We start from the raw sequence: 21,384 nt of genomic DNA on the forward strand, positions 1-21,384 counted from the left end.
TGATGTGAACTTTACTTATTAATTTGGATTGCCATTCGTCGGGCATTGTATATCTGTTCGAAAGTCGCCTTAGACAACCAGTACTGACCGTCAATTGGATCACTCACATGAACCTGATGGGTGTCAACACCATCTAAAAGGACGGCATGGTTGTTCGCTGGAACCCGCCCAAATGGATACTCGTCCCATTCAGGGGCTTCAAAGTGAATCGTGACAAATACTAAAACCGGATCACCTTGACGGACACTGCAATAAAGCCAGTCGGGATCCGCGCCGGAAAGTTCAGTTAAATGGCCATATGATGAGCCCCACCAAACTAATGGTCTGGTAAAAATAGCTTCAAAATTTCCGGGTTGATTTTTAAACGGTGAACCGCCAAATCCATGGTAAGGATTGGCATCCGAACTAATCGGCATTTGAAGTAAAAATTCACCGTAATTCAACTGGCGAGCATGGTGTTGATAATGAAGTCCTTCCAATAAACTTGCAGCCTCACAGCCATTAATGGCGCCCCAATCAAGCTGACGAATATTTTCAGCGTTTAAAATGACTTTTTCATTCATAAAGTTACCCCGAGCTGCGACAAAGCCTTTTCCAACATTTCCGTATATTCCGAATGCTGTGACGACAACTTCTTGCATGCATCAACTAAATTCAACCGAAGACGTCCCTTGCGGTCAACAACCGATTCAGCATGAATCATCGAGCTCAAAACTGATTCATCAACGACCGCTGCCGTTGCTCGGAAAAACAGATCAATCTGATTATCATTGAACCGCGTTACGGTATCAAATTCGGTTTGCTCAAAATGTGCCACCTGGTTGGCAGTTGAGAATGCCAGGACAATTTCGCCACTACCGTTGCCGATATAGCCACCGGTCCGATTAATTCCAACCGTCGCCCGTTTAGCCATCCGCTTTAATTGTCGGGAATTTAGCGGCGCATCGGTGGCCAATATTGTAATAATCGAACCCTTTTCTTCTTTTTTCTTATCTTCAGCGAGCATTTTGGCCAACGGTGCCCCAACCGGCGCCCCGTTGACGATAAAATCGGTTAAATAACCATAATTGGTCATAACCAGCGCGCCGACAGTATACTGATGCTTCTCATCAACCGTGACGATTCTGGAAGAAGAACCAATGCCGCCTTTTAAGTCGTAGCACATCATCCCACGGCCACCGCCAACGGCGCCCTCGTCGAAAGTCTGACCGGCAGCTGTTAACGCATCAGTCACGTTTTGTTCACTAATCGCCATTTTACGAATATTGGATACATCACCATCATTACATTCCATCACAATTGGGTTAACTGTGCTGGTAGTGTCACCAATTTCTGGATTCTGAGCCAACATTTGCTTGGTAAGCGCATTAATGGCAGTTCCGACCGCAAATGTATTCGTTAAAACAATCGGGGTTTCGATAGTTCCAAGTTCATCGATTTGCACCAACCCGACACTTTTCCCAAACCCGTTAATGACGCAGGATGCGGCTGGAACTTTATGCCTGAAAACATTTCCGGGATGAGGAACAATTGCAGTAACCCCACTATGAACATCGTCCTGATCAATGGTTACCTGACCAACTTTGACGCCGGCAACATCGGTAATTAAATTTCGCTTACCCTTTACACCATCTGAAACATCATTCATTAACTTGACAGAAAATCCCATTATTGACACCCCTTAAATAAATTACATATAAAAAACTGATAAAACCATCGCGCCAACAGCAACCAAATTATTCAAAAAATGCAGCCCAATTGACACCTTCAAATTTTTAGTTGACACATACAAATAGGCCAAGACACCGCCTAAAATGGCATAGGTCAAAAAACTGATGATATTGAACCGAGCGGGATTTGGATCCATGTGAGGAAATGCAAAAGCGAAACCACTGATAACAATTGGCAGCCATTTGCTTGAGGATTTAAAAAATGCGGTAATCAAGTAACCCCGAAAAATAGTTTCCTCCAGAATTGGTGAACAGAAGATTGCTGTAAAAGCCATTAAAACCAGTGTTAAATGATTACTGGTCAGAATTGTCTGAATTGCTTGATTATTATCCGTTTGAGTCACATGGTATAAAAGCTTGTTAAGATTGCCTAATACAAATTCCAGTAAAATGAAGCCTACCCAGGCAATCACAATTAGCTTAATGTCTGACCAAGTGACCTTTTTCATCTGCCGTCGGCCATATTTTCGATAGGCCAACTGCGCAAGCCAGATGGCAACCAAAAATCCTAATAAATAAACGGCAGCGACTGCATAATTCCCTACGGAAGACAATTTTCCCCGAGCAATGAACATGACGGGAAGCTGGACTGATCCGACCAACACGATCAGACCAACAAAAATCATCAGCCGTTCAAAGTAATCGCCGAATGTTAACTTTCTTTCATCTGCCATACATGGTCTCCTTAATTATTAAATGCTTTGTTCAAAGCGGTGAAATCAATGGTTCCCAGCCCGGTTGCCTGATTATAAATCTTCCCAGGCTGGCCTGTGTAATACAGGTTTGTATTGTTGGTTCGACTGTCCAAGGGATTAAACGGCGAAGTTGACCGTTTAGCAAAACGATAAATTTGAGGATTCCAGAAGCCTAATCGGCCATTGGTGTTGAAATCAGACATTAAAACGCTGGCCGCTGCCATTTGAGGTGCAACCACGCTGGTTCCACCGGTGATCAGCCACTGACCTTTGGAATTACGATTATTCTTAGGCGTAATAAACATACTATAACCGGTGTTAGGATCGGCATTCGCTGAAACATCCGGCAAATTCCGGCCACTGGCCTTGCCGGTTTTGTTAACCGGCTTTTTAAGCAAGACTGGCCGACCATATTTAAACTTCCACAAATCGGTTGCGGCATAAGTTCCTACACCACTGACACCCTTTTGATAACTCGGGACGGAATTATACTTGCTGAATCCACCGCCACCACCGGCAAAAAAGCTTTGAAGCATGTCCAAGTTGCCGAAGAAACGTTGGTGTTTATAGTTTGGATACAGAAAGTCCGCGCCCCAGGCACGCTCTTGTTTAATGGACACTTTTTTCTTATTGACAGTGTATGTTTTGGGAAGGGTCGTTCCGCCAACGGACGTCACATATGGCGAGTTTGATGGTGTATCAACCGATAATCCGGATGTCAGACCGGTGGTAATGCCGTCATAAGCACCATTATCACCAGTTGCAGTGAACACGCTCATCCCTTGAGCAGCGGCTTGTTCAAACAACAAATTCATAATCTGATTATACTTTTTGGGTGTAATTCCCTGTTTCATTTCATAAGCGACTTGGGCTTCACTTTGTCCCCAGCTTAAGGACAGTGTATCTGCGACATTTTGACCGACGGCGGCAGCAATTGAATTAACCATTCCCGTAATATTGGGTTTGGCAATATACGTCCGAATGTTGCTCCCGGGAGCAATCGCCCCTGCCTGTTCAACATCGATGGTTGTTTCATCATAGCCATCCCAGCTACCCTTATAATGATTGGTCCGATAAACGCTCAGCCGATTGGATTTAACGTTAATTCCCTCGTCATCCCAGTAACGATAAACATCGTTTGGATGGAAATTGGCAAATGAAATAATCCCGATTGTCTTACTTCGGCCAGTCGCCCCATTATCATACAGCGACTGTAGGTTGTACCGACGGACGAACCGTGTTGGTGAATATTTCTTAGTTGTGCTGGCGATTGAAGAGTTTGTCAGCTTTGTATGCAGCGAAGACGGTTGAAACTGGTTTTTGGATGAAGCAAACAATGAATAATTCGACAAGCCAAACACCGTATAGACACTTTTTGACAGTTTTTTCGGCAACTTGGGATTCCGGTTGGCCTTTTGATACTTGACCTCACCATTATTCACATTGACCAAATTGACCTTAAACGCCTTTTCAATATTCTTAGTGGAACCTTGAACCGCCATCACCAAGTTTCCCTTGTATGTTGTCGTCTTCAAGTGGTGCTTTTTCAGATATGATTGAAGCGCATGAACCTGTTTTGAACTTTGACCGAACTGCTTGGAAAACGTCGATGATGTTACAAATTTTCGATAACTCGATGAAGTTGGATCAACTGAATTGTAAACAAATTTATGAAGCGACTTTTGGCTTTTCGGCCGCAGTACAATATCAACCAACTGTTGCTTTGAATCTGAAACATTGGATGTTTTCGCTTGAACTTGTTGAGTTGTAGCGGCTCCTGTACCCATCAACGCCAGTACAGCAAATCCGGCCGATATAACAATTTTTTGAAGCCAATCCTTCTTCATGCAATTTCCCTTCGATCAACTAAATTATTTAACATTTTTGTTTTGACGGTCTGCTTGTTCCCGCAGTTCTTTTTTCTGGTCGTGCGAACGGACAATCATCACAACCAGCGGCGTTAAAATTAACCGAATTAAAATAATCGCGATTAACCAAATTAACGCAAACGGCAACACAGACATTTGCCATGATTTTGTTATGTAAAATGCCAGTGCCAGTACCAATAAGACACCGCCAACGATCAAGAATAATCTGCTCTTTTTCAAATGAATTCTCCTGTAAAATTTCTTATTTCATACTATCATACTTTGGCCTTCAAATTCACGTCTCAATTGGTAAAGTTACAGTTTGTAATCTGATCTTTAGAATCGATATAATAATTGATAACGACAAACATTAACGGATCGAAAGGAGATTAATCACATGTTAAAAGAATTTAAGGCTTTCATCGCTCGCGGAAATGTAATCGACCTGGCAGTTGGGGTCATTATTGGTGGCGCGTTTACAGGGATCGTGACATCCCTGACAAATAATCTGATCAACCCTTTAATCGGCATCTTTTTGGGGAAAATGGATCTCTCAAATTTAGCATTTAAAGTTGGTGGCGCCACATTCAAATACGGAGCATTTATCAACTCGCTGATCAATTTTCTAATTGTCGCGTTCGTGGTTTTCTTGCTAATCAAAATGATCAACAAAGTCATCAAAAAGCAACCAGCCCAGCCTGCTATTGATAACAAAGAAGTACTACTTTCAGAAATCAGAGACTTGCTGAAGCAGCAAAAGTAATCGCCTTGAAATGCCCGTGTATGTATTCAAAACGGCAATTTATTGCGATTGCGGACTGTGTGGGCTAGAATTATATATGTGAACGAATTATTTATTTTCCAAAAATTGAGAAGAGGTTTTGTTATGAGAACGTTTGCTATTAGGGCTCGCGATGGGGTCATGGAACTGAATTACTCAGAAGATTCCAACCGACCACCGTTTCGAAAGTTTATGATCACATATAACCCCAAATTTTCAATTGGCGATAATCTTGAAAACATTAAAGCGGCCTTAACCGGCCTGCCGATTGATGCCGCAATTATTGAAAATTCTTTGAACTACGAGTTTTCCGATACGATTATCGGAATCAACCATCAAAAGATTGACATTGGTCTTGCCATTGCCAACATGATGAACATTCCGGTTGTCAACTTGCAAAAAATTAAGGAAGTTGGCCTTGAAAAAGCCGTTGCTGAAAAAGAAGAGTATCTCAAGTGGCATTTGGACTACTACGGTGAATATGCCGGAAAAAGAAATTATGGTCAAGAAGCACTGTTGACCATTGGAAATGGTTACTTTGGCCTGCGTGGTGCCTATGTTGAATCGCACGCAGACAAAGATAATTACCCCGGCATGTACGTTGCCGGTGTTTACAACCAATTAACGACTAACATTAATGGTCGTGATGTTGTAAATGAAGACTTGGTCAACCTGCCCAATGCGCAGTACATTAGTTTTGGTGTTGATCATCAATTACCATTTACAATTAAAAAAGCCGATATCCAAGACATTTATCGAAGTCTTGATTTAAAGACGGGAACTTTGACAACTACCCTGCATATCCAACTTTCAACCGGACATATTCTTCAAGTTCGGGCAACCAAAACAGCTAATATGACTAACTGGCATCGTTATGCCATCAAATACGAATTAAAGCCAATCAATTTCTCAGGCAGTTTACAGATTTATGCCGGAATTGACGGCAACGTCATCAACGGAAACGTTGAACGGTACCAGGACTTTGATCAGCATCACATCGATGTTATTGGCATGGCCGCTCACGACAACCAAGTTTCAATGACCGGACAGACTAAGACATCACACGTTCAGTTCGTCATCAATTCAAAGCTCAGCAGTAAAGATTATGATACAAAGAAATTAATTGAAACATCAACGAAAGATGGAAAAGTTGAACAAACTTTAAGCATCAACGCTGAACCTGGAAAAGCATATGAATTTGAGAAGAATGTCACCGTCTTTACTTCAAAAGACCAGAATGACGGTTTGGAAGCTCAAGCCCAAACAGAACTTGATCACTCATCATTTGAAGATACCCTTTCAGATAGTAAAAAGTTCTGGAACAATGTTTGGCAGCACTCCGATATTATCATTGATAACGATTTGACCAGTCAAAAGCTGACCAGAGTTAATATCTTCCATATGCTGGTTACAAGTGCCGCATTGGCATCCGGAAAGTTGGACGCCTCGGTTGGTGCTCGTGGCCTCCACGGTGAAGCTTATCGTGGTCACATCTTCTGGGATGTTACTTTCGACCTGCCGTTTTATGCAATCCACTACCCGGCAATTGCCAAGCAGTGTCTGTTGTATCGCTACAAGCGAATTGGCGAAGCCAGAAAGTACGCCAAATCTGAGGACAAGCAAGGTTCAATGTATCCTTGGCAGTCAGGAATGTACGGTGATGAACAATCGCAGTTCGTTCATTTAAATCCTGTCAGTGGTGAATGGGATCCGGACAACAGCCGCTTGCAGCGACACGTTTCAATTTCAGTTGCCTATGACATTATCAATTATGTCCACATTACCGGTGACCAGGAATTCATGGATCAATATGGATTGGAAATGCTCCTTTCCATCTGTAAGTTCTGGGTCAGCATGACCGATTACGATCAATCAGCTGACCGCTACGATATTCATCATGTCATGGGCCCTGATGAGTTCCATGAAGAGTATCCAAACTCAAATGACCATGGTTTAACAAACAATGCTTATACCAACATCATGGTTTCCTGGTTGTTTGATAAAGTGAATACGCTGGTTTCAAAAGAAAATAGTGACGTCGTTCAAAAAGCCAGTGAAAAAGCCGACTTCGACAAAGACCTGCTTAACAAGATGCAAGACATTGACCATAAGCTTCGTTTGGATATTAACGAAGAAGGTATCATTGGGCAATTCTCAGGCTACTTCAACCTGTCGAAATTGAACTTTGACGCCTACCGCAAGAAGTATGGTGATATTTCACGAATTGATCGTCTGCTTAAAGGTGAAGGTAAATCACCAGATGCTTATCAAGTCGCTAAGCAAGCCGATACATTGATGGCCTACTACGAATTACCATTTGATGAAGTCCAGGAAGTTATCAATCGTTTGGGATACAAGCTGCCTGCCAACTTCTTCACTAGCAACTTGAGATTCTACCTTGATCGGACAACCCATGGTTCCACCCTTTCAAGAATTGTTTATTCGGTTCTTGATCAAATTGACGGCAACATGGATCAATCATGGCAGTTATTCTCAACAGCACTATTCTCTGATTATTATGATATTCAAGGTGGAACGACCGCTGAAGGAATTCATCTTGGTGTCATGGGTGCAACTCTTCAGATTGAAACCAAGTGCTACGGTGGTGTTCGATTTGACACCAACGAAGTCACAATCAATCCCCACTTGCCATCAACCTGGAAGAAGATTTCATTTAAAGAAACCTACCAAGGCGTTCATTACAACTTCGTGATCGGTCATCACCGAATTGATGTGACTGCCGATGCCGATGTTCATATCAGCGTTGCTAAAAAAGGTTATTCTCTTAAAAAGAACAAAATGTCTACAATTACTTATAAATAATGAGGAGTGAATCATAATGGCAAAATTTTCTGATATTAAAGGATTTGTATTTGATTTAGACGGTGTCATCACCGATACTTCAGTATTTCACAGTAAAGCTTGGCGTCAAGTTGCCGACAAAGTCGGTGCCCCTTGGTCTAAAGAATTGGAAGACGGATTGAAAGGCATCAGCCGAATGGATTCATTGGAAATGATCTTGAAGGCAGGTAATCTTCAAGACAAGTACACTGAAGACCAAAAAGTTGCTTTGGCAACTGAAAAGAACACCAACTACTTAAAGCTGGTTGACCAAATGACCCCTGATAACATCTTACCGGGAATTAAAGCATTCCTGGATGAAATCAAGAATGGTGGTTACCTGCTGTCATTGGCATCTGCTTCTAAAAATGCCCCAAAGGTTCTTCAAAAGTTAAATTTAACCGACTACTTCCCAAAGATTGTTGATCCAAAGACTTTAAGCAAAGGTAAACCGGATCCTGAAATCTACCTCAAGGGTGCTGAATTAATCAATTTGAAGCCGGAACAATGCATCGGTGTTGAAGATGCTGCCGCTGGTGTTCAATCAATCAACGCTGCTGGCGAGACTTCAATTGGAATTGGTGATAAGAACATCCTCAAAGCTGCCGACATTAACTTTGCCGACACCTCAGAAATGACTCTTGCAAACATTAAAGCTCAAATGGCTTAGTAAATAACGTTAAACAAAAATACCATTCAGACAAAATTATTTTTGTCTGAATGGTATTTTTTAGTATCAGAATTATTTAATGAGTCCGTAATGACGCAACCCATTAACAATTCCGCCGTTAATATTTGATTTAGTTACAAACGAAGCCTTTTCTTTAACTTCGGGAACTCCATTCCCCATGGCAATTGGGAATTTAACTTCGGCAAACATTTGAAGATCATTCATTTGGTCACCGAACGCATATGAAGGAATGTCCCCCAAATCAAGTTTCTTCATCAAAGCCTGAATCCCAGTCTGTTTCGAAACGCCCCACTTCATGGTATCCAAACAACGGGGGTTATTTCTAACAAGTGATAATTCACCTTTAAATTTGTCTTGATAGAGCTTGTCCTTATCATAATTAAAGACATTCAAGAAGTTCACCTCATTGTTCTTATAGAACTCAGGGTCAACATGAGGTGTCAATCGAAGTAATCGATAGTTAACCTTGGTCATGTCGTTTTCTGCAGTCAATGCAAACTCTTTGTTATTGTAGAACGCGATGACATCGCCCTGCTCCTTGGCAAAGGCTAACACTTCTTCAATCACGTCATCACTAATCTGTTCAGCTTTTAATTTTTTGCCTTTATATTGAACGTAACTTCCGTTGGCACTTACTAATGAATCAATTCCGGTAGCATCAATCACGTATTGAATTTCAAAAATATTTCTGCCAGTGGAAATAACTGGTAAAATATTGTTTTCGCGTAATTCATTGATAGCTGCGACATTTTCGTCAGACACGTTTTTTTCATTGTCAAAAAGTGTCCCATCTAAGTCAAAAAACACAACCGCTTTATACATCGAATTCCCTCCATTTAACTTATTAATTCTATTGTACTACTTAATAGGGAGTGTATATCTATATTTAACCGCCGAATGTGGAGATTATATATATTGTGTTACCACATTTTGTGGTACACTAGATATTGTAATTTTATGAATAAGAGGGGCAACCATGGTGATAATAACTGCAGGAATGATTGGTGTCGGCAAGACGACCTTAACCGGAAAAATCGCAAAACATTTAGGAACCAAAGCTTTCTTTGAACCAGTTGGCGATAATCCAGTTCTACCACTTTACTACTCCAATCCCAAGCAATATGGATTTTTACTTCAAATCTATTTTTTAAACAAACGTTTTTCAATGATCAAACAGGCTTTAAGCGATGACAACAATGTTTTAGACCGTTCAATCTACGAAGATGCCTTATTTACCCGCGAAAATAACGCCCAGGGAAACATAACCGACACTGAACTGTCAGTCTATTTAAAATTGTTGGACAATATGATGAGCGAACTGAACGAACTGCCTAAAAAGGCGCCAGATTTGTTAGTCTATGCCGATAGTGATTTCGATACGATCAAACACCGGATCAAGAAACGCGGCCGCGACTACGAGCAATTTGACGACAATCCAGGCTTGCAAGAATATTACTTCAAGATGTGGGCTGCCTACAAGAAATGGTTCCAGGAATACGACGTTAGTCCTAAGATTAAAATTGATCTGCAAAAATATGATCTTTCCGATCAAAAAAATGTTGATATCGTTTTAGGCCAAATCGATGACGCCCTCGCCAAAATTCGTCAACCAAAAAGTCAAGCATTATAAACAAAGCAACTGGACATGAGTAAATACTCACATTCCAGTTGTTTTTTGTTTATTCAACGCTGAATGTTGTGTCTTGAACACCTAATACTCAACGGTTTGACATATTTAATTTAATTTTTCCGTCACTGGATTCATCAAAAGTTGGTTCACTTGGCTTAAAATCAATCGTCCCCTTTGATACCAAGTAATCGATTCGGTGTCGATACCACCAGGTTGGAGCAAACGGATAATTACCAACCGTTTCACCAATGACACGAATAATATCCCGAAAGCGACGCTGACTTAAATTTGCAAAAATAAAGCGGTCGTAAAAATCAATGGATTGACTGACGGCCAAGCCGTTGATGATTGTTCGAACGGGATTGTTTTCCCCACGCAGCTGTGCCCAGTAGTAATGATAAGCATCCCGCTCAGTTTTGGGTAAAGCCGACTCAAAGCTGAATAACTGAAGTTTATCAATCCCTGACTCACTCAAGTCACCGAGTCCGGTAATTGTCAGTAACTCGTCCCCCAGCGTCGAAAACACCATGGGAACATGAACAGACGTGGTGACCACATCAAAGTCCACCAGATAATCACACAGCCAAAGAAAGCCACAGTAATCGTCTGCTTTATCACTCCACCAGATTCGAAGGGGTTCATCCCTTTCCAGCGCAAGATCCAAATTGTGCATTGCCTTCTTTATTTTGTGGACGGATTGAGAAGTCAGCGCTTCAGATTCGTTCGTATGGGCATATTGGATTTTATAAACCGTCTTTCGACTCTCTAGAAAAGTTCGCTGGCTGATATCCCCCAAGCTCAAGTACAACGGCAGTGACAGAACATCATGCATCATCTGTTTTTGCTGATAATACTGTCTTAATGTCGTCGCAAAACTATCACTGAATACTATATCAATCATGAACGAACCTCACCCTTCGAAATTATCATTTCTTAATGACTCGCTTCAAAAATTATAACTTCTTTGGATACTGATATGCAAATCGAATTTGACTTCCCCATCGATCGACTGCTAGAATTTTAATAATTATTCGATAAAAGGAGTGTCAAAATGAATCAATCCAAGCCGCATCATCTATCCGGAGCTCAAACTGCCGGCTGGAACATCTGGTGGTTAATTTCCATTATCCTAGTTGGGCTGGGCTTTATTATGATTTTCTACAGTGAACCCAGCTTTAGAAAGTCATCAACATTCTGGATAGCGTTTGGAATTTTTACCGTCATTTATCTGATTCAACAAATAATCGCAGCGTTTGCTATCAAGAATCTCCATAAGAATAATGCTTATGTCTGGCCGATCGTTTTGATTGTCCTGGCCTTACTGGGAAGCATTATTTATATCATTCCAGGTATCTGGGCATTAATTGTCAACAACCCAAGGAAGAACCATTCTAACCAGCAGCAATAATTGATGAGATTAATAAAGCGGGATAACACGCAGCTTTTAAAGTTGCACTGTTATCCCGCTTTTTTGTTGAACCAATCATTATCATATTAAGAACTTAGTCGCGATGAACGACAAATACATCACATGGCGCCTGAGAAATCACAAATGAAGCTGTGGACCCCATCGTCATCCGATCAACGAAATTGGCACCTGTCGCGCCAACAACAATCGCGTCAATCCCCTGGTCATCAACAATGTCATGAGCCAACTGATTTTTCGGATCACCGGAAGTGACATATGCGTTGACTTCCAAGCCATGATCTTCTGCCATTAATTCATACTTGTGGACCAGTCGCTGAAATCGTGATTTTACATCGTCAATTGTCGATTGATTGGCGTTACCAAAGCCGATTAATGCTGATTTTGCAACACCTAAAATTTCTCGGTCGTTGATAACTGCGACAATCGTCAGCTTTGCATGATTATGCTCTGCAATCGAGATTGCCTTTTTAACAGCTTTAGCTGCAGTCTTTGATCCATCAATCCCAACTAAAATATTTGAATAATTAAAATTCAGCATGGGAACCACCTCAAATGTCTTTACTTGGCCGTCAATTCATAAATTGACTGGCCATAAATTGCCATTGCCTTGATCAAATCTTCGATTGGTTGAAATTCGTTTGCTTGATGCATCGTATCTTTGGCGTTTGGGAATAAAGCACCAAATGCAACGCCACGCTTCATCAGACGGGCATAAGTTCCACCACCGACAACTTCCGGCTTGGACTTCGTATCACCTGTCTGCTCTTGATAAACGTGCATCAGCGTGCTGACAATTGGATCACTTGGGTCAACATAGTGGGGACCCATATTATTGATTTGCTTAACTTCCCCATCATGTTTGCCGGCAGCTTTTTGCAAATGACCTAAGATTTCTTTATCATCAGTGCCCTTTGGATATCGGAAATTGGTGTTAACACTACCGCCATTATGCGTATCGAACTTCATAATTCCAACATTCATCGTAACATCACCCATGACATCATCCACATGATCAGCCCCAATTTTGGTAGCTCGGGAATCGTCATGAAGGTCTTCGGCAAGATAAGCGATAAAGTCTTTAGCGGCCCCTTCGAATGGGAATTCATTTAAGAATTTGGCCATGTAGGTTCCTGCATTGACCCCGTTCTTAGGTTCCATCGCATGAGCGGCTTTTCCGGTAATGTGAAGCGCAATTCCGTTGCCAGTCGCTTTAACATCCCCGGCAACCGGATTATGATCCAAGAATGCGGTAAATGCATCGACAAATTTTTCGTTGTCACTTGCTTCAACCAAAGCATCGGCATTGCCTGGAACCATATTTGGACGCAAGCCGGAATCAAACTTTCTTAAAGTATAATTTGATCCGTTTGAATGGCCAAAGGTTGTCACATATGTGACATTACCCTTTTCACCATTAATTAGTGGAAATTCAGCGTCGGGTGAAAAGCCAAAGGTTGGTTCAGGTTCAACTTCAAAGTAGTGTTTCATCCCTGTCCAATCGCTTTCTTCATCAGTCCCGATAATCAAGCGAATTTTCATGTTTGGTGTCACACCATTATCCTTGAGCATTTTCAAGCCATAGTAGGCAGCCAATGCAGGGCCTTTATCATCTGAAGTCCCACGGCCAAATACGTTGCCGTCTTTTTCGACCATTTCAAATGGGTCGGTCTCCCAGCCATCACCTGCAGGCATCACATCAGCATGTGCCTGCATCGCCATTGTCTGATCACCTGATCCATATTCGATATAACCCACAATATTATCAATATTCTTCGTGGTAAATCCATCACGTTCACCAAATGATAAGAACTTCAGCATTGCTTTGGTTGGGCCTTCACCCAAAGGATACTCATCCGTTTTATGTTCATCGTCTCGAACACTGTTGATACTGATTAACTCTTTTAAGTCCTTCAGATAATCAGCTTTATAATCTTGAGCTTGCTTTTTCCAATCAACTGTCATTTATCTCGCTCCTGTTCATTTCATATAAGTCAATTTTATCACACAATGGGCATCACGTTTCTAATCCGACCAGAGCCGAAATGCTATAATTAACGTGAAAACAGATTTTGATAGGAGATCTGACTATGGTAGAAGTTAAGAAAATTACAAAAAGTATTTTAAAAGATGTTATCAGAAAGCGCCCGGCAGACAGTTTTAAGGGCACTTACGGCAAAATCGTCTTAATTGGCGGCAGCCAAAACTTTGGTGGTGCAATCATCATGGCATCATTGGCAGCGGTCTATTCCGGTGCCGGCCTGGTAACCACGGTGACTGATCCCAGTAACCAAGCCAGCCTGCACGATTGGCTTCCGGAAGCGATGTTTGTCGACTGGAACAAATTTGATCAGGCTGAGCCGATCATTAAAGCAGCGGATGTCATTGTTATCGGCCCCGGATTGGGAACCGATAATCATGCATTTGATATGCTGACAAAAGTATTCGAAATCGTTTCAAAGGGCCAAAAGTTAGTCATTGACGGCTCTGCACTAACATTGGTTGCAGCTAACAATATGAAGTTGCCAACGGATTCTTTAAACATTTTGACACCTCATCAAATGGAATGGCAAAGAGTTTCAGGTATTAAGATTGCCGACCAATCACCAGAAAACAATCAAGCAGTCGCTAAACAACTGAACGCCATTGTGGTTGTAAAATCTCATCGAACTCAAGTCTATGCAAATGACACCATTTACGAAAATACCGGTGGCACTCCCGCACAGGCCACCGGCGGCATGGGCGACACCCTCGCCGGAATGGTTGGTGGGTTCACGGCTCAATTTAAAGACACACCGAAGGCCGTCTTGGCAGCTGTTTATTCTCATAGTGCAATTGCAGATAAACTAGCCGAGAAACAATACGTTGTCATGCCCCATCAGATAAGTGAATCACTACCTAAATTCATGCACAAAAATCAAGCTGAATAAGTTTATTGGATAATACAAACATCCCCCACAATCGCAATTGTGAGGGATGTTTTTTATTCGATTTTAAGCAGCCGACGAAGCTTAACACTGCGCGGTCCAAGAATCATATCAGCAATCCGGCTCTTTAATGCCAGATAGATATAAACCAATCCGCCAATGCCAACCGCAACCAATGTCACAATCAGACTGACGGTCCGTCCAAATGGGTTGCCAACTAATTGAACAATGAAGTTTAACCCATAGACTGTGATTAACGCGATGACATACATAAACAAGGAATATTTGGTGATTTTTCGAAAACCAATGTCGAGCATATGTTTTTCAAAGCCAAAGTGACGATTCATATATCTTAAGATCAGCCAGTTCGCAACGGTTAATCCAATTCCTGTCGACAACAACGGACCAAAAGATCCTAAGAAATACGTACATGGCCACTGCAAAATGAATTTAACGACCGTTCCAACCGCAAAGAACCTCACTGCCCGTCTGTTTTGAGATAATCCCTGCATAACGGCCGAGATAACCACAAACATCCCCATCGGAATTGAAATAATTGACGAAAACGTCAAGATATTGGCGCCCAGTGCTTGATGACTGGTTCCATAGAACACCCGGTTTAAGGGACCGGCGATGGCTGCCATCCCAAGTGCTGCCGGAATCATTACAAACATAAACAATCCCAAAACATTTGAGTTCTGCTTGCGGATTTCAGTCTTGTCACCATTGGTCAAAGCTTCGGATAACATTGGCACAGCGGTAATGGCTAATGCCGATGACAGCGAAACAGTAATCATAATCAATTTATTTGAGTTAACCGCAAACATTGCGTAAAGATCGGACAACGTCGTGTAGTTGTAATTGGTTGCCATCTTCATAATTTTGAAAAATGTAAATTGGTCAATCAACATAAAAATTGTAATCCCGGCACCCAAAATAATAAACGGGACCGCCTGGGCAATAATTTCCTGATATAATTGCTTTGCTTCAACATGAATTTGATTGTCGCTATTGCGTACCAAGTGGCGAAAGTCCTCACGACGTCTGAGGTAGTAAACGCCCAACGTTGCCAATCCGGCCACCGCCCCGATAAACGCGGCAAAGGTTGACTGAGCCACAGCATGAACCCAGCTGCCATGAAGCAGTCGCATGATGATAAAAGCCGTCAACAGCATATAAGCAACTCGGGCCAACTGTTCAACAAATTGTGAAATCGCTGAGGGCGCCATTTGCTGATACCCTTGAAAATAGCCACGGGTTAAACTCATTGTGGGAATAATGAGAATTGCCCACGCAAGCGAATGCAAGACTGGAATGACGGCTGGATTTCCGCCATCGATCAATGGTGCCCCAAAATAAAGAATTGAGGCGCATATGACCCCGGTTGCGACGGCAAGAACCAATCCACGCTTATACAGCCGAACACCGACCCCATACTCATTTAGGGCGTTATAATGGGCAACCTGCTTGGCAATCGCAGATGGAATGCCGGCAATTGCCGCAATCAGGAAGAAACTGTAAATGTTATATCCCAATCCATAGAGAGCATTTGCTCTGAAAAAGTAATTTCCAAACCAAATACCCCAGGGAATGATATAAACGGCACCCAAAAAGCGGCTTAAAATACTTCCAGCCGTCATCCAGGCTGAACCGGAAAGCATTTGGTCACGAGATTTTTCGGACCGGTCTTTATTATTAATCATGGTTGCTCCTACTTTCGTATACATAAACACTCGTTTTATTTTAATCAAGTTGAAAGTGAATAGCAATAACCCCCTCATATATTAAAAATTACTTAAGCATCAGAGGTTTTCTTACGATGTAATGAAAAAGTATTGTCATGGATGCCCTAAATGCACTAGAATATTTTTATATGTGGTCTTAATAATTTTCGAGGTGAAAAGCTTGTGAGTAAAAAACGAATCGAGTGGATTGACGTCGCCAAAGCGGTCGGAATTGTCGCCGTTGTATTTGGTCACGCCATGACACGACACGGAACCATGTTCCATTTTCTATATTGGTGGCATATGCCAATATTCTTCATTATGGGGGGCTTTTTCTTAAAACCAATTATTAATAATAATTGGCTGGGATTCTTTAAGAAACGGATTTTCCCGCTGCTGACGTCATATGTGATTTGCGGTGGCTTTTTGATTCTTCTATCACACTTTATCCGTGGTGAAAGCTGGTCATACACCATCTTCTACTTCGCCCGGCTCTTCTATGGTGGTCGAACCCTTAACCATTACTTAAGTGTCTTTTGGTACATTAACGTATACCTGTTGGCTTTGGTATTTACATCAATTGTCATTACATATGTTAAAAACCGGGAAGCACAGATCATCGTTGCGTTTATTTCGTTGATCGTCTCCACCAGTTATAAACATATTTACTTCTTATCCTATAAATATATTCCATGGGACTTTGATGTAGCCTTTATTGCAATGTTCTTCATGTTGTTCGGCTACCTTTACTTCCATAAGATCCAGCAATTTGTTAAAGACTTGTGGATTATCATTCCAGCGACGATGCTGACGGTATGGTTATTCTGGATGCAGCATATGGATCGATTCAACTTTGCATTCTATCTCAAGTCAAAGATCATTCACGCATCATATCACCATATTGCCATTTCTCGTGTTTCTTACATTACATTTATCCCAATCATCATTTGTTTAGTTGTCTTTAGTGCCAGCTATTATTTCTGTAAGTTCATGCCCCAGTTCATGATCAAACCGGTTCAATTACTTGGTCAGCAAACACTGGGAATCATGTATTTGCACAAGGCCGTCATTGATATCATCGATGAGGCTGGATACGACAGTGCGATTATGGAAACTGTTTTAGCTGTTATTATCTCCTTTGCACTCTCGTTGTTATATGGCTACGCTAAACGAAAAATCAAGAATTCTCGTGTAAGGCGGTCAGTTAGTTGATAAATTATCGGCGCTCAAGAATTTTGCGAATACTTTACTTTTTAATAGGTGGACTCATAATCTTGGGTTTCGGTTGGAATATTTGTCAGACCCAGCGTAATCAGCAACAGCTGAAAGCCAAATATGTCAATTCAAGTACCCCTACTATTTTTGTTCACGGCTGGGGTGCGACTCTGCGTTCAGAAAAAGACATGATTTCGGCTGCTGAAATTAGCGGTGCAGCATCCAGACGGATGATTATCCGTGTTCGTTCCAGCGGCAAGCTTGCAGTTACCGGAACTGTCAAACCATGGATGGTCAATCCCATTATCATGGTCAGAATGGATAATAACCGAGCTGGTGAAGTTCAGTATGCCCGTTGGCTGACCAAAGTCTGCAAGTTGCTTAAACAAAAGTATCACGTCAATGAGTTGAACTTTGTCGGCCATTCCATGGGTGCCTACGCCGTTATCTACTATAATTTGTTAAACGGCAACCAGAAGTCTCTGCCGAGAACCAATAAAGTTTGTGTGATTGCCGGTCCTTATGATGGGATCATGGATAATCACAAATCAAACCAGCCGACTTCGGGTCCACTCATGCAGCTTTGGGACGATGCGCCTAATAAAAACAGAATTCTGCCGACTGGAAAGCCGAAGATTATTCATCCCGAATACCAAATGCTTTACAGGCTTAAACGCAACTTTCCAAAACAGGCCAGAGTCCTGAATATTTATGGGAACCTTGGTGACGGTTCCAACTCGGACGGCGTTGTCACCAATGCATCTGCCCTTTCGTTGGGATATGTTTTAAGAGATCACGTGAGCTTTTATCAAACATTTGAAGCCTTTGGGCCAAAAGCTCAACATAGTGCGCTTCATAACAACAACATGGCAGTTAACAAGATATTGACCGAGTTCTTATGGGATAAGAATTATCGCGATAGTTCTGCCAGTGAATTGATGCAGTAACAATTACAAATTAAGACAAGAACCATTTTAATTTCAGAATTTTAATAACCGCTTATTCCACCAATCGGAATAAACGGTTATTTTTATGGGATAACAAAAAGCAGCCAAGAAATTTCCTGGCTGCTTCTTTTAAATCTTCTTAACTAACCGACAACGATGTTGACAATCTTGTTAGGAATAACGATCACTTTACGAATCGTCTTGCCTTCAATATATTTCTCAACATTTTCATCTTTTTTAGCGGCTTCTTCAACCTTATCTTTAGCCAAATCACGGGCTACTTTGATATGTGAACGAACTTTACCATTCACCTGAATAACCATCTGAACGGTATTTTCGACCAGCTTGGAAGCATCATAAGTCGGCCATTGCTCATACGTGATGGTGCCGTCATGGCCCAGCAAACTCCAAAGCTCTTCAGCAATATGTGGGGCAACTGGTGACAACAGCTTGACGAACCCTTCCATGTACTTGATTGGTAGTGAATCAGCTTTATATGCTTCGTTCACGAAGATCATCATTTGAGAAATACCAACGTTAAACCGCATATGCTCAAAGTCATCAGAAACAATCTTGACGGTCTGGTTATAAATCTTATCTAACTTACCATCATCAATGGTTGTAACCCGGTCACGAAGATGATTATTGTCATCAATCATTAAACGCCATACCCGATCCAACCAGTGATAAGCACCGTGAATGCCTTCGGTACTCCATGGCTTGGCTGCATCGATTGGGCCCATAAACATTTCGTAAACCCGTAAGGTATCGGCACCGTATTCTGAAACGATGTCATCTGGATTAATAACGTTGCCCTTTGATTTAGACATCTTTTCGTGGTTGGTTCCAAGAATCATCCCTTGGTTAACCAACTTCTGGAATGGTTCTTTGGTAGGAACGACACCTAAATCATAAAGGAACTTGTGCCAGAATCTTGCATATAGCAAATGAAGAACCGCATGCTCTGCACCACCAACATACAGATCAACAGGTGACCAGTATTTCAATTTTTCAGGAGACGCAATGGCTTTGTCATTGTGGGGGTCCATATATCTCAACCAGTACCATGAACTACCTGCCCACTGTGGCATGGTATTTGTCTCACGCTTACCTTTACGACCATTCTTATCAATAACATTGACCCAGTCGTCCAAGTTGGCCAGTGGACTTTCTTTACCGCCGGAAACTGAAATATCCTTGGCTTTTGGTAATCTTAATGGCAATTCATCTTCAGGAACCAGGGTTGTTTCACCATCTTCCCAGTGAATAACAGGAATTGGTTCACCCCAGTATCGTTGACGACTGAAGATCCAGTCACGAAGACGATAGTTAACTTTTTCATGACCTGCTTTATGATCGGTTAACCAGGCAATGGCAGCCTTGATGGCTTCGTCTTTACCCATGCCGTCCATGAAGCCTGAATTAAAGTGAGGACCGTCACCGGTATAAGCAGCATCATCAGTGTCGCCACCCTCAATAACCGGAACAATTGGCAGACCAAACTTCTTGGCAAATTCGTAGTCACGATCATCGTGAGCAGGAACCGCCATAATGGCACCGGTTCCGTATGATTCAAGAACATAGTCACCAATCCAGATTGGCACTTCTTTTCCGGTCATTGGGTTGATACCATATGCACCGGTGAAGACACCACTCTTATCTTTGTTCAAATCGGTTCGTTCAAGATCCGATTTACGGGAAACTTCTTCTTGATAAGCTTTAACTTCTGCTTCATGTTCCGGTGTGGTGATTTTTGATACTAAATCATGTTCCGGTGCCAAAACCATGTAAGTTGCCCCAAATAAAGTATCGGGACGAGTCGTGAAGACCTCAACTTTGTCATCAGGATGACCCTTAACCTGGAAGAAGACACTGGCACCACGAGAACGGCCAATCCAGTTACGTTGCTGTTCCTTAATGCTTTCAGGCCAGTCCAAGTCGTCCAGATCATCAATTAAGCGATCAGCATATGCAGTAATTTTTAAAACCCACTGACGCATTGGGACCCGATAAACCGGATATCCACCACGCTCAGTTTTACCGTCAATAACCTCTTCGTTGGCAACAACAGTTCCACCCATAAAATCAGGTGCCCAATTAACTTCGATGTTGTCTTCGTATGCCAACCCTTTTTTGTATAATTGTTCAAATATCCATTGAGTCCACTTGTAATAGCTTGGATCAGTCGTATTAATTTCACGGTCCCAGTCATATGAAAATCCAAGGGAACGAATTTGACGTTTGAATGTCTTAATGTTCTTGGCCGTAAAGTCTCGTGGATTATGACCGGTCTTCAAAGCATACTGTTCTGCAGGTAATCCAAAAGCATCCCATCCCATTGGGTGAAGAACATTTTTGCCCTGCATCCGCTTCATTCTGGCCATAATATCTGTGGCCGTGTATCCTTCAGGATGCCCAACATGTAACCCTTGGCCTGATGGATAAGGGAACATGTCCAAGACATAATACTTATCTTTATCGGCAATTTCTTCAGTCTTAAATGTCTTATGCTCTTTCCAATAATGCTGCCATTTGCGTTCAATTACCTCATGATTGTATGCCATTTTGCAACTTCCACCTTTCATATTTCTCAATAAATGAAAAAAAGCCCTATAAGAAACCACACTGGGTTTCTTATAGGACGATTTAACGCGGTACCACCTATATTCTCAATTACTTGAGCTCTCGAAATCAATAACGGTGATAAACCGGCTTGGTTTACTTCGTTCAGCCAAGCACTCGACGATGAGTTCGCCACGACCTGTTCTGAGTTCACAGCACCCACTCAGTTTCTGGAAAACAGGCAGTTGGTTACTAATTCGTCTCTGCATTTTCATAAATTGAAATTATTGTTTATTATCATACCAAAACACTTGTGAAAAAACAACTGCCCATAGTGCTATAATTTT

General features: G+C 41.8%; 19 protein-coding genes and 1 other annotated feature. Of the genes, 8 read left to right on the forward strand and 11 right to left on the reverse strand.

The features are described from left to right. Positions 1 to 11: 11 nt before the first annotated feature. From DNL43_RS10620 to DNL43_RS10640, 5 genes are read right to left on the reverse strand one after another with little or no spacing between them, the layout of a single operon-like run. Positions 12 to 563, reverse strand: a complete 552-nt coding sequence (locus DNL43_RS10620; protein ID WP_056981181.1) for a C39 family peptidase — start codon at positions 561 to 563, stop codon at positions 12 to 14. Beyond that, the gene (locus tag DNL43_RS10625) at positions 560 to 1,669 is read right to left on the reverse strand and encodes a P1 family peptidase (RefSeq protein WP_056981179.1); all 1,110 of its coding nucleotides are present in this window, start codon (positions 1,667 to 1,669) and stop codon (positions 560 to 562) included. Before DNL43_RS10625 ends, DNL43_RS10620 begins: the two co-directional genes overlap by 4 nt. A 21-nt stretch (positions 1,670 to 1,690) precedes the next feature. Continuing rightward, complete coding sequence (locus DNL43_RS10630) at positions 1,691 to 2,404, reverse strand: CPBP family intramembrane glutamic endopeptidase (protein ID WP_056981177.1); 714 nt, start codon at positions 2,402 to 2,404, stop codon at positions 1,691 to 1,693. 11 nt (positions 2,405 to 2,415) lie between these two features. Then, entirely contained in the window at positions 2,416 to 4,272 is a 1,857-nt protein-coding gene (locus tag DNL43_RS10635) for a S53 family peptidase (protein ID WP_056981175.1), read from the reverse strand. A gap of 24 nt (positions 4,273 to 4,296) precedes the next feature. Further along, a complete protein-coding gene (locus tag DNL43_RS10640) occupies positions 4,297 to 4,533 on the reverse strand; it encodes a hypothetical protein (protein ID WP_056981173.1) in 237 nt (78 codons plus the stop codon). Between the two features lie 157 nt (positions 4,534 to 4,690). Here DNL43_RS10640 and mscL point away from each other — a divergent pair, with 157 nt between their 5' ends. From mscL to pgmB, 3 genes are all read left to right on the forward strand, one after another. Beyond that, positions 4,691 to 5,056, forward strand: a complete 366-nt coding sequence (gene mscL / locus DNL43_RS10645; RefSeq protein WP_056981171.1) for a large-conductance mechanosensitive channel protein MscL — start codon at positions 4,691 to 4,693, stop codon at positions 5,054 to 5,056. Positions 5,057 to 5,179: 123 nt separating this feature from the next. Further along, on the forward strand, positions 5,180 to 7,897 hold the full coding sequence (locus DNL43_RS10650) for a glycoside hydrolase family 65 protein (RefSeq protein WP_056981168.1): 2,718 nt from the start codon (positions 5,180 to 5,182) through the stop codon (positions 7,895 to 7,897). A gap of 16 nt (positions 7,898 to 7,913) precedes the next feature. After that, positions 7,914 to 8,585: a beta-phosphoglucomutase gene (pgmB, locus tag DNL43_RS10655; RefSeq protein WP_056981166.1), complete on the forward strand. Its 672-nt coding sequence runs from the start codon at positions 7,914 to 7,916 to the stop codon at positions 8,583 to 8,585. Positions 8,586 to 8,657: 72 nt separating this feature from the next. Here the strand turns inward: pgmB and DNL43_RS10660 are convergent, their stop codons facing one another. Continuing rightward, positions 8,658 to 9,428 (reverse strand): Cof-type HAD-IIB family hydrolase, encoded by a 771-nt coding sequence (locus DNL43_RS10660; RefSeq protein WP_056981164.1) that lies wholly within the window; start codon positions 9,426 to 9,428, stop codon positions 8,658 to 8,660. A gap of 154 nt (positions 9,429 to 9,582) precedes the next feature. Between DNL43_RS10660 and DNL43_RS10665 the strand changes: the two genes are divergently transcribed. Beyond that, the gene (locus DNL43_RS10665; RefSeq protein WP_056981162.1) at positions 9,583 to 10,236 is read left to right on the forward strand and encodes a deoxynucleoside kinase; all 654 of its coding nucleotides are present in this window, start codon (positions 9,583 to 9,585) and stop codon (positions 10,234 to 10,236) included. Positions 10,237 to 10,324: 88 nt separating this feature from the next. On the opposite strand, the gene DNL43_RS10670 is transcribed toward DNL43_RS10665, so the two are convergent. Beyond that, positions 10,325 to 11,137, reverse strand: coding sequence for a DUF1835 domain-containing protein (locus DNL43_RS10670; RefSeq protein WP_054768944.1), 813 nt, complete (start codon positions 11,135 to 11,137; stop codon positions 10,325 to 10,327). A gap of 150 nt (positions 11,138 to 11,287) precedes the next feature. Here DNL43_RS10670 and DNL43_RS10675 point away from each other — a divergent pair, with 150 nt between their 5' ends. Continuing rightward, positions 11,288 to 11,644, forward strand: coding sequence for a hypothetical protein (locus DNL43_RS10675; protein WP_054768943.1), 357 nt, complete (start codon positions 11,288 to 11,290; stop codon positions 11,642 to 11,644). Between the two features lie 94 nt (positions 11,645 to 11,738). On the opposite strand, the gene DNL43_RS10680 is transcribed toward DNL43_RS10675, so the two are convergent. Further along, entirely contained in the window at positions 11,739 to 12,203 is a 465-nt protein-coding gene (locus DNL43_RS10680) for a universal stress protein (protein ID WP_056981160.1), read from the reverse strand. Positions 12,204 to 12,223: 20 nt separating this feature from the next. Then, positions 12,224 to 13,627 carry a dipeptidase PepV gene (pepV, locus tag DNL43_RS10685; RefSeq protein ID WP_054768942.1) on the reverse strand — a complete coding sequence of 468 codons (1,404 nt, stop codon included), beginning with the start codon at positions 13,625 to 13,627 and terminating at the stop codon, positions 12,224 to 12,226. A 125-nt stretch (positions 13,628 to 13,752) separates the two neighbouring features. On the opposite strand from pepV, the gene DNL43_RS10690 reads away from it, so the two are divergent. Continuing rightward, on the forward strand, positions 13,753 to 14,592 hold the full coding sequence (locus DNL43_RS10690; protein ID WP_056981158.1) for an NAD(P)H-hydrate dehydratase: 840 nt from the start codon (positions 13,753 to 13,755) through the stop codon (positions 14,590 to 14,592). Positions 14,593 to 14,645: 53 nt separating this feature from the next. Here DNL43_RS10690 and DNL43_RS10695 read toward each other — a convergent pair whose 3' ends face one another. Beyond that, positions 14,646 to 16,292 carry a putative polysaccharide biosynthesis protein gene (locus DNL43_RS10695; RefSeq protein WP_095347820.1) on the reverse strand — a complete coding sequence of 549 codons (1,647 nt, stop codon included), beginning with the start codon at positions 16,290 to 16,292 and terminating at the stop codon, positions 14,646 to 14,648. A gap of 204 nt (positions 16,293 to 16,496) precedes the next feature. On the opposite strand from DNL43_RS10695, the gene DNL43_RS10700 reads away from it, so the two are divergent. Then, positions 16,497 to 17,525 (forward strand): acyltransferase family protein, encoded by a 1,029-nt coding sequence (locus DNL43_RS10700; RefSeq protein WP_056981156.1) that lies wholly within the window; start codon positions 16,497 to 16,499, stop codon positions 17,523 to 17,525. 62 nt (positions 17,526 to 17,587) lie between these two features. Next, positions 17,588 to 18,475, forward strand: a complete 888-nt coding sequence (locus tag DNL43_RS10705) for an alpha/beta hydrolase (RefSeq protein ID WP_404802704.1) — start codon at positions 17,588 to 17,590, stop codon at positions 18,473 to 18,475. A 143-nt stretch (positions 18,476 to 18,618) separates the two neighbouring features. Here DNL43_RS10705 and leuS read toward each other — a convergent pair whose 3' ends face one another. After that, on the reverse strand, positions 18,619 to 21,039 hold the full coding sequence (gene leuS, locus DNL43_RS10710; RefSeq protein WP_056981154.1) for a leucine--tRNA ligase: 2,421 nt from the start codon (positions 21,037 to 21,039) through the stop codon (positions 18,619 to 18,621). A 70-nt stretch (positions 21,040 to 21,109) separates the two neighbouring features. Next, positions 21,110 to 21,312: a binding site (T-box leader), on the reverse strand. Between the last annotated feature and the right edge of the window lie 72 nt (positions 21,313 to 21,384).

It is taken from the genome of Lentilactobacillus kefiri (genome assembly GCF_009739535.1).
Lineage (GTDB): Bacteria > Bacillota > Bacilli > Lactobacillales > Lactobacillaceae > Lentilactobacillus > Lentilactobacillus kefiri.